The sequence below is a fragment of the Haloarcula terrestris genome, from assembly GCF_031624315.1.
Lineage (GTDB): Archaea > Halobacteriota > Halobacteria > Halobacteriales > Haloarculaceae > Haloarcula > Haloarcula terrestris.
Genome location: NZ_JAMQOM010000003.1, coordinates 90,474 through 102,428, shown reverse-complemented (window position 1 = coordinate 102,428; position 11,955 = coordinate 90,474). Strand labels below are relative to the sequence as shown.

Here is an 11,955-nt window from a genome sequence, read left to right as displayed (position 1 = left end):
GGGGCCATTACGCGTGTCGGTACAGTCCGCCACGACTCGCCCTGATTAACCGTCGCCAGCCAGTCGTTCGACGCGCTCCAGCGAATCGGCGTTGTCAGGCGTCTTGTCCTCGCGGACCGAGAGGAACCGCGGGAACCGGAGCGCGTAGCCCGAGTCGTAGGACTGGGAGGCCTGAATCTCCTCGTAGCCGACCTCGAAGACGACCGCCGGGTCGAGCACCACGTCGCGGCCGTCCTCGCGCCGGATGTGCGGTTCGAAGCGCTCTGTCAGGTCATCCAGTTCCGCGTCGGTGATGCCCGTGGCGACGTTGCCGACGGTGGCGTAGCCGTCGTCGGTCCGGACAGCGAGTTCGAACGAGCCGAGGACGTTCGCCCGGCGGCCCTCGCCCCACTCCGCGCCGGTGACGACGCAGTCCAGGGTCTCTACGTCGGGCTTTCGCTTGCGCCAGTGCTTGCCCCGCTTGCCGGGCGAGTACGTCGCAGTGGGGTCTTTCAGCATGATACCCTCCTGCTCGGCGGCGAGGGCGTCGGCCTCCAGGTCCGCGATCTCGTCGGGCTCGTCGGACAGCCACATCCGCGAGATAACGTCGCTCTCTGGCGGGAACAGCGATTCCAGTCGGTCGTGGCGCGTCTCCAGCGGGGCGTCCAGCAGGTCCTCGCCGTCGACGTGCAGACAGTCGAAGGCGTGGAGGCGAACGGCCACGTCCTCGCGGGCCGCGGCCACGTCGTGTTTCCGGCGGAAGCGACGCAGCACCTCCTGGAACGGGAGCGGGTCGCCGTCCGCGTCGACCGCGACCACCTCTCCGTCGAGGATCGCCGGCGCGTCCAGCGTCGATTCGACAGTGTCGACCACCTCCGGGAGTGGGTCAGTGACCTCCTCCATGTTCCGGGAGAACAGCCTCGCGTCCTCGCCGTCGAAGTGGACCTGGACGCGAGCGCCGTCGTACTTCCACTCCACCGCGGCGCGGTCCCAGTCCTCCAGTGCGCCGGCGACCGTCCCCGCCTGGGCCAGCATCGCCTGGACGGGACGGCCGATTTCGAGCGTGATACCTTCGAGTCCCGATTCGCCCTCGTCGCGGGCCACCTCGGCGACCATGCCGTAGTCGTTTGACACCTGCACGGCCCGCTCGACGGCGTCGACCGGCACGTCGAAGGCGGCGGCGACGGCGTCCCGAACGGTGCCCTCGCCGACACCGATGCGCATCTCCGAGAGGACGAGCCGTGCGAGGTAGCTTGCTTCGGCTGGCGAACACCGGGAGAACAGGCCAAAGAGGATGTCTACTTTCGTCCCCTGGCTTCCGCTGCCGTCGACGGCGGCCAGGTCCCGGAGCGTCTCGTCGAGTTCCGCCACAGTGAGGGCGTCGTTCCCGCCCCCGCCTGCGCCGAACGCGGCAAGGCCCTGCTGGCCGCCGAGGTCGTAGCTCGCCGCGACGGCCCCGATTTCGCCCATGTCGGCCAACCGTCCTTCCACGTCGTCGGCGCTGACGTTCCGGCCGGCCGCCCGAGCGATGGCCTCGTAGCAGAGCCGCGGCCCGATATCGAGCGTTCGGGACTCGTAGGCCGGAAACACACGGCCCTGGACGAAGCGGGCAAGCGTCGGGAGGTCCGAACCGGCCGCTCGGAACAGGTCGGTCACCGCCTCGGTGATCGCGGTGTCGGCGCTCTCGGCTTCGATTGCTGCGGCCCGGTCGGCGAAGGCGGCGAACTCCATCAGCCCACCCTACCCGACTGGGAACCGTAAATCCAGCGTCACTCGACCGTGTACTGGACGGTGACGTTCTCGCCGGCCGTCGACGACGCGTACGGGCGGTCCGCTGTTCCCGACGTTCCGTCGAAGGGGTAGTCGAGCTGCTGGTTCCCGTTGGTGTCTTGATGAGCGACCAGCACGATCGGACGGCCGGACGACGGCGGCCTATCGAGCGTAATCCGTACGTCGCTGTGGCTTCCGGCAGTAAGGTACTCGGAGGTCCCGAGCACCCGACCGTCTTCCTCGAACTGGCGGACGACGATGAACCCGCCCTCGGAGAGAGAGGCCGATTCGACCGTGATCTGGTCGCCCGAGACGGCGGGGCTGGTGACCGTCATCGACGCGACCGGTGAGGACAGCAAGATGAAGGCGACGTAGGCGACGCCAAGCAAAATTGCGGCGTGTTTCGCGCCGTCTTTGAGCGTTCCCTCGCCGAGCTGGCCGCCGATGAAGCCGGTCAGGAGCGCCTGAATGAGGGCGGTGTGGAAGAACACGAGCGTGTACGCGGCCTTGTCGACGCGGCCAAAGCGGGCGAACTGGTCGACGCCGACGCCGAGGCGGTTCGATTCTCCGGCCGGCATCGGGACGCTCGACGGAAGGCTCGGGACCAGCACCTCCTGAACGGCGACGATGATGACCAGGAACACCAGGAATGCGACGTAGATGACGACGAGATAGGTGAGCATCTGCTGGCGTCGTCGCCGTTTCAGCCGGAGGTCGGCCCGCGACTGGGTGGCCGCGATGCGGAACACCGGGCCGAGCTGGCCCGAAGCGTGCATCGCGTGGGTCAGCAGCGTCACGATGCGCGTGATGGCCGTCGTCTGGACCCGGCGGCCGAACCGAACGAGCGCGTCGTCGACGTTCGCGCCCATCCTGATGTCGGCCCAGATGCGGTGCATCTCCTGGGTGAGCACGCCGATATCGCTGCCCCGGACCCGGCGGAGGCTCTCCACGACGGTCATCCCGGCCTCGTTCAGGCTCGCCAGCCGTTCGAGCAGGTCCGGCGTCGCGTCCTCGATTCGGGACAGTCGCCGGGTGTAGACGTACCGGGCGAGCGCGAACGGGCCAAGAATCAGCAGGACCGACTGGATGACGAGGTCGTCGAGGATACGGATATTGACCGTCGACGCCTGGAACGCCGCCGGGGCGCGAACGAGCAACAACACAAGCGCGAGGGGGACGGCGAGATAGAGGACGTACACCGGGTTCCACACCAGCGACTGGAGCGGGGCGCTGAGCAGGTCCCGGATCGATTCGACGCGGTCGTAGAACCGGAGCCGGAGCCAGTTCGCCTCGTCGGCCGGGGCGACGCCGCCGTCGGTCACGCCGAGACGGCCGGCTCCGAGACTGGGTTTGCCCAGGGTCGCCGTCTCGTACCGGTCCAAAATGTCGGTCGTTCCGGCGCTACCGATGCCCAGCGACTGGAGCTTGCTATCGAGATACACCATGAAGCCGACGTTGGCCAGCGGGATGACGAGATACGCCATCATCTGCAACAGCCAGAGGGTGTCCGTCGTCGTCAGGCCGAACACGAGCAGTATCGTCATCAGGAACAGCACGGCGGCGACGAACACGGTGACGTAGGCCTCGGCGACGGTGGCAAGTCGCTCCAGCAGGTCCTCCTGGCGCTCGGCGGCCTGCTCCTGGTGGCGCTCGTACTGCTCCCGGAGGAACGGGGCCAGCGACTGGCCGCTCTGGAGGACGCTGGAGAGGTTTTCGGTGAACGTCTTGAACTGTTCACTGGGGGTCCGTCGAGAGACGTGTTCGAGCGCCGAGATCATGTCCCGGCCGAACAGGTCCATCTCCCTGACGGCGACGCCGACCTCCTTTGCCGTGTCGCCGTAGATCTCTTGATTCCGGGCCAGCACGCGCATCACGTCCGGGAACGACATCCCCCCACGGGAGAGCGCGTACATAAAGGCGATAGTGCGGGCCATTCCCTCGTCGATGTTCCGGCTCCGCACGTCCGCCTGGTTTTTCAGCCGTTCCCAGCGATAGAGATACGTGAGTCCAGCCGTTGCCGCGCCCGATAACACGCCGCCGACGATGAGGATGTAGAGCGTCTGGGTCGGCGTCAACACGAGTTCGAACGTGCGCAGGCCGAAGGCGGTCACCATCGTCGACGGGAGCCCCTGTGCGAGGGTCACCAGCGCCGGCAGCACTAACAGCAGGCCGCCGATGGCGTATGCGCCGGTTATCGCCCCGGCGACAGCCCCCACACAGGCGTACACGAGCGTTCTGGCGGCGTACCCGCGGTAGGTCTCGTCGACGTAGGCGGCTTCGAGCTGGCGTTCGCGCTTGGGCGACGCACCCACGTAGCGGCCAAAGAGCCGTCGGGACAGCCGCGTGACGGTGCGGTCGAAGCGCTCGTTAACGGTGCTGTAGCCGATAAGCCCGAGAATCCCGACGACGACGGCGAGCGGTGCCAGACCGAGCGGGTTCAGCGCCATGTCAGGCTATCGCGTCGTCGTCGATGTTCGCCATGACTTGCTCTTTGTCCGCGTAATACTTGTTGACCATCGCCGTGAACTTCCGGTAGTCAGTGATGCCTTGCGACTGGAGATACCGGAGGAACCGCTGGCGGTTCCGAAGTTCCGTGAGCAGTTCCGACTGGGTCCAGCCCCGTTCATTTCGGATTTCGTCCAGTAGCTCGCTGTTGTTCTCGGTGAAGCGGTCCTCGGTGGCTCGCCAGTTGTACGTCGTTGAGTAGTCCAGTTCGCCGGTCCGCTGGTCGATACCCTCGATTTCGGCCAGCGTCTTCGCGCGACGGACGCGCTCGTCGCCGGAGCGGGCAAGCACCTGCACACAGAGGATGTCGAGGCTCTGGACCATCGGCCGCGGGACGTTGATTGGCTCGTTCTCAAGCCGATTGATGACCGTCTGGACGGAGTCAGCGTGCATTGTCGAGAACGTCGTGTGCCCGGTGTTCATCGCCTGGAACAGCGTGATCGCCTCCTCGCCGCGCACCTCGCCGACGATGATGTACTCGGGGCGGTGCCGGAGCGCAGAGCGCAGGAGGTCGTACATCGTGATGTCCGAGTCGCCCAGGCGCTCGCGGGTGACCGAGGAGAGCCAGTTGTCGTGATACAGTGACAGCTCGCGGGTGTCCTCGATTGAGAGCACCTTCGAGCGGGGCGGGAGAAACATCGCCAGCGCGTTCATCGACGTGGTCTTGCCGGCCGCCGTCCCGCCCGCGAAGATGAGTGACTTGTTGGACTCGATGGCCAGCCAGAGGTAGGCGAGCATCTCGACGGAAAAGGTGCCGTACTCCAGCAGTTCGATGGGCGTGAACGGCTCGTCGGCGTACTTCCGGATGGTGAAGGCGGAGCCACGCGGCGTGACTTCCTCGCCCAGGGCCAGTTCGATACGCGAGCCGTCGGGCAGCGTCGTCGAGACGACTGGGTCCGAGACGGAGACGTGCCGGCCCGAGCGCTGGGCCAGCTGGATGACGAAGTCGTTCAGTTCGTCGGCGTCGTAGACGATGCTCGTCTCGATGTCGGTGTAGCGGTCGTGGTAGACGAAGATGGGGAGGTTCGCCCCGTCACAGGAGATGTCCTCGATGTCCGGGTCGTGCATCAGGGGGTCGATGTGGCCGTAGCCCTGGAACGAGCGATACAGGTAGTAAAACAGCCGGTAGAACGTCTCCGGTTCGATGACGACGCCGTACTCCTCAAGCCTGGCTTCGAGTTCCTCCGTGAGGACCCGCTCCGGGTCAGTGTCGACATCGTCGCGGTAGATGAGCGGGATACGGATGTCCTCGAACAGGCGGTCCAGCAACTCCCGCTCGATGTCGGACAGCGAGGGTTCGACGACCTGATACAGGTGTTCGTCGCGCTCCGGGTCGTGGTTGATCGAGGCGAAGGCGAAGGGGACGTTCAGCCAGTAGCGTTCGACCTCGTTGTAGCCGTCAACCCCGTCGAACTCGACCAGCGCCCCGTGGCGGTTGGGGTCGTAATTCGCCGTGGGGACCGCTGACCCGCTCAGTACCGTCGCGGTCCGCGAAAGCCACGACTGGATGTGGCCGAGCGGATCCGAAACGAAGTCACCGGGTTCGGGGGGTTCTGGGTTCGACATCGGTGGTTCAGTGGGGAGCACACGGCACTCCCCGGAATATACACCTGCTATCGTATCCACCTACTTAAATTCGCTCGCCGAATTATCAGCAGTCTAATCGCCAGCAGTCGTGCGAACGAGGCCCGTGACGATCACGCCCGGTCGATAGTCAACAAGAGGTAGGCGAACACGAGCGCGACGAGCGCGCCGACGGGAACGGTGATACCGGGAAAGGACGTGATGAACAGCCCGCTGGCCGCGAGCGTGAGGACGCCGACGAGTCCGAGCAGCCCGCCGAACAGCCGAACCGGATCGATCGGAAGAGTCGCGTCCATGTGATCTTCAGCGACGTAGTAATAGAGGCTGAGTCCAAGCGGGAGCAGGAACGTTGCGAACGCGGCGAACCCGAGCGTGCCGGCGAGCGCAAGCGGCGCTGACCCCTGAAAGCCGGCGACCTGCCAGGCCCAGAGGAACGGCCGCTCGCCGGGCAGCGTCGCGCCGAAAATGAACTGGAACCGGAACGGGAGGAAGCGGAAACCGATGACGGTCACGCCCTCGATCTCGAACAGCGAAACCGACCACGGGGCCAGTCCCACGAGCCACGTCGCAAGCACCGCGAACTCGCCGGCGTACTCTGATTTCACCCAGGCCATGCTACTGTCAGAGGGTAGGCCGGTCCGGTAAAAGCTACCGATACCGACAGTCGGTGCGCCGTTACGTTCATTTGGTCGGGCCACTAACCGTTAGATACCGGAATGAGGCGTGATTACTTCACCGTCGATATCCAGGCTTCGGCCGCCGACAACGACGACCCGACGATCGCGATCGAGTACGACGGGCCGACAGGAGCGCTCCGCGAACGCCTCGACAAAGTAGACGGCGGGACACTCGACGGCGAGGAGATCGACGTGACCTTCCGCCGCCAGCCCGAAACCGACGGCGTCCTCTCGCTGACGAACCGCCTCACCGGCGAGTACGTCTTCGAAGCGACAGCACCGACCGGCGATATTGACGCGCTCGTCTCCGCGGCGGACGCCCAGGAAGACCCACAGTTTATCATCCAACTCACCGACGGCGAAGGCGAGTCACGGACCTACGAGCTGCGGACGCTGCTCGTCTACGACCACGACGGGAGCCTCCTGCGGGGACAGAGTCTGATCCCCGGCGGCGTCGAGCTGTAAGCCGTCTCCTCGTTGTTACAGCCGCTCGACAATCGCTGGAAGCACCCGTGTGACATCCGCCCGCAAGACGTGTGTGGCTTCGGTATCACACGGCGTTTCCTCGTAGTTTATCACGACTAGCGTGCTGCCCGCCTCAGCAGCGATTTTCGGCAGTAGCGACGCCGGCCGCACCGACAGCGACGATCCCACAGCCAGGAACACGTCGCTGTCGCGGGCCAGGCGCTGGGCCTCGCTCATCGCCACGTCGGGCAGGGACTCGCCGAACAGCACCACGTCAGGCCGGTAGACGCCGCCGCAGTCACAGCGCGGCGGGAGGTCGCCATCTGCGGCGGCCCGCTCGAACACGGCTTTGGCGTCCCGACGGTCGCCGCAGTCGTCACAGACGACGCGTTGGTGGTTCCCGTGCAGTTCGATGACGTGATCCGTCCCGGCGGCGTCGTGCAGTCCGTCGACGTTCTGCGTGAGGACGCCGTCGAGGTGGCCCGCAGATTCGAGCGCCGCCAGCGCCTCGTGGGCGGCGTTGGGCTCAGGGTCCAAATCGCCGTAGATGGCCTCCCGAAGCGAGAGCCGGTCCGCCCAGAAGCCCGCTGGGTCGGCGTCAAGTCGGCGGCGACGGAAGTCCGCCGGGTCGTGGCGCTCCCAGACGCCGTCGTCGCCGCGAAAGGAGGGGATGCCCGACGCCGTCGAGACGCCCGCGCCGGTGAGGGCAACGCCGGTTTCGGCGGTGCGGAGCGCATCGGCCACGGCATCGAGTGTCTCGTCGGCGACGCCATCGGTCCCGTGCCTGTCATCGGCCATACGCTCACTTCACGATGGGATGCCGTGGGTCTATCGGATAGGACGCCGGCGGTGATGGCGACGGCGGTGGACGCTGCTCCGGGAGTTCACTTCCCACGGAGTCGCCCGTATTGTTCCGCCTATAGAAACTCCCGACTCGTGATACCCAATCGACAGTGGGCTGGTAGAATGTCACACGACCACGGGAAGAGAAAGACGGATTTAAATCGCCACCGCTCGCGTGTCTGCATGACATGCGCTTGCACGAATACCAGGCGAAGCAGGTTTTCGCTGACGCGGGGATTCCAACGCCCGCATCGCAGTTGGCCGAGACAGTGGACGAGGCCGTCGATGCGGCCGAGGAGATCGGATACCCGGTCGCAATTAAGGCACAGGTACACGTGGGCGGCCGCGGCAAGGCCGGCGGTATCAAACTCGTCGAGTCCAAAGAGGAGGCTCGCGAGGCCGCCGAGGACATTATCGGGATGGATCTCAAGGGGTACCACGTCTCGAAGGTCCTCGTCGAGGAAGCCGTGGACTTCGTCAACGAGCTATACGTGGGCGTGACGATGGACCGCAACGAGGGTCGCCCCGTTGCGATGGTCTCTACCAAGGGTGGCGTCAACATCGAGGAGGTCGCCGAGGAAGACCCCGACGCCATCGCCCGCGAGCACATCGACCCCGCCTTCGGGATGCATCCGTTCCAGGCCCGGAAGGTCGTCTACGAGGCCGGCGTCGACCGCGCGGTCGCAAACGACGTGGCGAGCGTCCTCACGACGCTGTACCAGCTCTGGGACGACCGCGACGGCGCTGACACGGAGATCAACCCGCTGATGATTACGGCCGACAACGAGGTCATCGCGGCCGACGCCGTCATGAACATCGACGGCGACGCCTTGTTCCGCCAGCCCGAAATCGCCGAGATGGGCGAGGAGGCCGCGGAGGGCGACGAACTCGAACAGAAGGCCGACGAGTACGGCTTCGACTACGTCCGACTGGACGGCAACGTCGGCATCATCGGCAACGGCGCGGGCCTCGTGATGACGACGCTGGACCTCGTGGACTACTACGGCGGCGAGCCCGCCAACTTCCTCGACGTGGGCGGCGGCGCGAAAGCCGACCGCATCGCCAACGCGCTGGATATGGTGTTCTCCGACGAGAACGTCGACTCCGTCGTGTTCAACATCTTCGGCGGCATCACCCGCGGCGACGAGGTCGCCAACGGTATCAACCAGGCCCTAGAGCAGTTCGACGAGATCCCGAAGCCGGTCACCGTCCGGCTCGCGGGGACCAACGCCGAAGAAGGGATGGAGATTCTGAACAAAGACCTGGTCACGGTTGAGCACACGCTGGAGGACGCCGTCCAGCGTGCGGTCGAGTACGCAAAGGAGGTGGAAGCATGAGTGTTCTAGTCGACGAAGACACGCGCGTCGTTGTACAGGGGATCACCGGCGGTGAAGGGAAGTTCCACACCGAACAGATGCTGGAGTACGGCACGAACGTCGTCGCCGGAGCCGTCCCCGGCAAGGGCGGCCAGGAAGTCGCCGGCGTCCCGGTGTACGACACCGTCCAGGGCGCGGCCCGCGAGGAAGACGCCAACGCCGCCGTCGTGTTCGTCCCGCCGGCCTTCGCCGGCGACGCCTGTTTCGAGGCGCTCGACGCCGACGGTCTGGACCTCGTCGTCGCCATCACAGAGGGCATCCCGACCCAGGACATGTCCCGGGTCTACCGGAAACTGCAGGAGACCGACACGCACCTCGTCGGGCCGAACTGCCCCGGCGTCATCACGCCCGGCGTCGCCAAGCTCGGTATCCTTCCGGGGAACATCTTCTCCGCGGGGAACGTCGGTCTGGTCTCCCGCTCGGGGACGCTGACCTATCAGGTCGTCGACAACCTCACCAACCGCGGTATCGGCCAGTCGACGGCCATCGGTATCGGCGGCGACCCAATCATCGGGACGGATTTCATCGGGGCCTTGGAGCAGTTCGAGGCCGACCCCGACACCCACGCCGTCGTGATGTGTGGCGAAATCGGCGGCGAGGACGAGGAGGAAGCCGCCCGCTACATCGGCGAGCACATGGACACGCCGGTCGCCGGCTTCATCGCTGGCCGCACCGCCCCGCCCGGAAAGCGGATGGGCCACGCCGGCGCTATCGTCTCCGGCTCCGGCACCGGCACCGCCCAGTCGAAGATCACCGCGCTTGAGGACAACGGCGTCCCGGTCGGCGACACGCCCGAAGAAGTCGCGGACCACGTCGAAGACCTGCTGTAGGGCACCGTCGGTTTCTTGGTACCCGTTTTCGTAGTGTCAGACGATGACGCGTACTCGCGGGACCGTCCATCTCGTCGCCGGTACCGAAGCGACTGACCTGGCCGCAGCGCTCGCCGAGGAACTGACAGCGGGCGGTGTAACAGCCGAGGCCCTTCAGGATCCCAGCACGGTCCAGGACCGACTGGCCGAAGGGGATATCAGAAGTGTTGTCCTCAGCGACGGTGGCGACCACGACGGGCTTGCGATGTTCGAGCAACTGCGAGCGGCAGGGGCCATGGTTCCGATAGTGCTCGTCGCGGCCGACCCCGACCCGGCCCGGGTCACCGAGGCGCTCCGTGCCGGCGTCACCGATTACGTCGACAGCGAAACGTCGCCGGCGCTGTTGGCTGCAAAGCTCGAAGCGTACGCGACCCGGTGGCCGACGGACTGGCGCGTCGGCGCGATGCAGTGGGACGAGGTTTCCAGCGGCGTCTCCCACGATGCGAAGAACCCGCTGAACGTCGTCATGGGGCGGTTAGAACTGCTTGACATCGGCGAACCCCACGAAGCGGTGCTGCTTCGGTCGGTGAACCGAGTCGAGTCGCTGCTCACCGACCTCTCGCGCATCGGCAGTATTGCGCGCCCGGCCTCGGAGACCGAACCGCTCTCGCTTTCGGACATCGCGACTGAGGTCTGGGCCACAGGGAGCTACGAGGACGCGACGCTGGAGGTGGCGACGGACGCGTCTATCGACGCCGAACGCGACCGGCTGCAACTGCTGTTCCGCGAACTGTTCGACAACGCAGTCACACACAGCGACGGGCCGGTGACCGTCACCGTCGGCGACACCGATTCGGGGTTCTACGTGGCCGACGACGGCCCCGGAATCCCCGAGGCGGACCGCGAGGGCGTGTTCGACCAGGGCTTCGGAACGACGCAGGATGGAGAGGGGTACGGACTGTTCCTCGTCGATACCGCGGCGCGAGCCCACGGCTGGACGGTGACGGCCGGAGAGAGCGAGTCCGGCGGTACGCGTATCGACGTGGCGGTTTCGTAATCCCTACCGGCGACACCCTGGGTCCCCAGTCGGTGGGCGAGCGTGTGTGTGAAAGAGTAGGTTACTGTCCACACCGGTTCGCAGCCGTGCGGTTGGGAGTGAGTGTACGGATCGAAGTAGGGTCGCAATATTCGATAGTATTGATGATAGTCACAAATCCTACTCAAATAATAGTCAGTGGTATCCTATAACAATCATGGCGTACTCCGTGCCTGGAAGTACCGGGTTTCCCGGTGTCTTATGACTGAACCAGACGACACACAGGCGCTAGCGGAGCGAATCGCAACTGCGGTAAAGGAACGAGCGACGGGTGACGGACAGGGGCGTCGTCGGTCATGCGAGGACTGTCTGGCGCGCCTATCCGCACGCGAGTGTCGGTTATCGGACTGGACGCCCGTCCCGGCAGGCGTCAGACGACAGGTCTGTACACGGGCGGTCAGTGTTGGACGGGCTTTACTGTCCGGGATATGAGAGGTTACAGTCGCCGAAAACCGACGGACGGCGGCCGACCGTAATCTTCCGACAACGGAAAGAAGCGGGCGTGAACGTTCCGGTATCGCTATAAGGGATGAATCTGTAGTTTCGAATATGCCTCATATTTGTCGGAACTGCAAGCGGACGTTTAGCACAGAGCTCGAACTCGAACTCCACCGGGATACATGCTCGGACGGGCAGCTCTACTGTGACGACTGCGGCGACCGCTTCACGGAGCGAGCGGCGACGGAGGACGGCTGGCACTATCGGTGTCCGAACGAGGACTGTGACGGGTCCGGGATCGACGACGACATCCACAAAGTATCGGACGCACGCGTAACCAAACAATAAGAAAGACTGGCGGTACAGAGGGGCTGTGACGCCGGAAACGGTGTTTCTCGTCTGTCAATTTAGCC

At 65.4% G+C, this 11,955-nt stretch carries 10 protein-coding genes; 5 read left to right on the top strand and 5 right to left on the bottom strand.

Annotated features, from left to right (window positions below):
- Window positions 1-45: 45 nt before the first annotated feature.
- The 4 genes from ligA to NDI54_RS07600 form a co-directional block, all read right to left on the bottom strand.
- Complete coding sequence (ligA, locus tag NDI54_RS07615; protein WP_310895860.1) at window positions 46-1,710, bottom strand: ATP-dependent DNA ligase LigA; 1,665 nt, start codon at window positions 1,708-1,710, stop codon at window positions 46-48.
- Window positions 1,711-1,748: 38 nt separating this feature from the next.
- Window positions 1,749-4,196: a type II secretion system F family protein gene (locus NDI54_RS07610; RefSeq protein ID WP_310895859.1), complete on the bottom strand. Its 2,448-nt coding sequence runs from the start codon at window positions 4,194-4,196 to the stop codon at window positions 1,749-1,751.
- 1 nt (window position 4,197) lies between these two features.
- Window positions 4,198-5,820 (bottom strand): type II/IV secretion system ATPase subunit, encoded by a 1,623-nt coding sequence (locus NDI54_RS07605; protein WP_310895858.1) that lies wholly within the window; start codon window positions 5,818-5,820, stop codon window positions 4,198-4,200.
- A gap of 131 nt (window positions 5,821-5,951) precedes the next feature.
- Window positions 5,952-6,452, bottom strand: a complete 501-nt coding sequence (locus NDI54_RS07600; protein ID WP_310895857.1) for a TIGR04206 family protein — start codon at window positions 6,450-6,452, stop codon at window positions 5,952-5,954.
- A 102-nt stretch (window positions 6,453-6,554) separates the two neighbouring features.
- Here NDI54_RS07600 and NDI54_RS07595 point away from each other — a divergent pair, with 102 nt between their 5' ends.
- Window positions 6,555-6,980 (top strand): DUF5793 family protein, encoded by a 426-nt coding sequence (locus NDI54_RS07595; protein ID WP_310895856.1) that lies wholly within the window; start codon window positions 6,555-6,557, stop codon window positions 6,978-6,980.
- A 15-nt stretch (window positions 6,981-6,995) separates the two neighbouring features.
- On the opposite strand, the gene NDI54_RS07590 is transcribed toward NDI54_RS07595, so the two are convergent.
- Window positions 6,996-7,778 (bottom strand): NAD-dependent protein deacylase, encoded by a 783-nt coding sequence (locus tag NDI54_RS07590; RefSeq protein WP_310895855.1) that lies wholly within the window; start codon window positions 7,776-7,778, stop codon window positions 6,996-6,998.
- Between the two features lie 233 nt (window positions 7,779-8,011).
- Here NDI54_RS07590 and sucC point away from each other — a divergent pair, with 233 nt between their 5' ends.
- The 4 genes from sucC (at window position 8,012) to NDI54_RS07570 (ending at window position 11,890) form a co-directional block, all read left to right on the top strand.
- Entirely contained in the window at window positions 8,012-9,160 is a 1,149-nt protein-coding gene (sucC, locus tag NDI54_RS07585) for an ADP-forming succinate--CoA ligase subunit beta (protein ID WP_310895854.1), read from the top strand.
- Entirely contained in the window at window positions 9,157-10,029 is an 873-nt protein-coding gene (gene sucD / locus NDI54_RS07580) for a succinate--CoA ligase subunit alpha (RefSeq protein WP_310895853.1), read from the top strand. The genes sucC and sucD overlap by 4 nt, the downstream gene beginning before the upstream one ends.
- A gap of 43 nt (window positions 10,030-10,072) precedes the next feature.
- Window positions 10,073-11,065 carry an ATP-binding response regulator gene (locus NDI54_RS07575; protein WP_310895852.1) on the top strand — a complete coding sequence of 331 codons (993 nt, stop codon included), beginning with the start codon at window positions 10,073-10,075 and terminating at the stop codon, window positions 11,063-11,065.
- 588 nt (window positions 11,066-11,653) lie between these two features.
- Complete coding sequence (locus tag NDI54_RS07570) at window positions 11,654-11,890, top strand: transcriptional regulator (RefSeq protein WP_310895851.1); 237 nt, start codon at window positions 11,654-11,656, stop codon at window positions 11,888-11,890.
- Window positions 11,891-11,955: the final 65 nt, after the last annotated feature.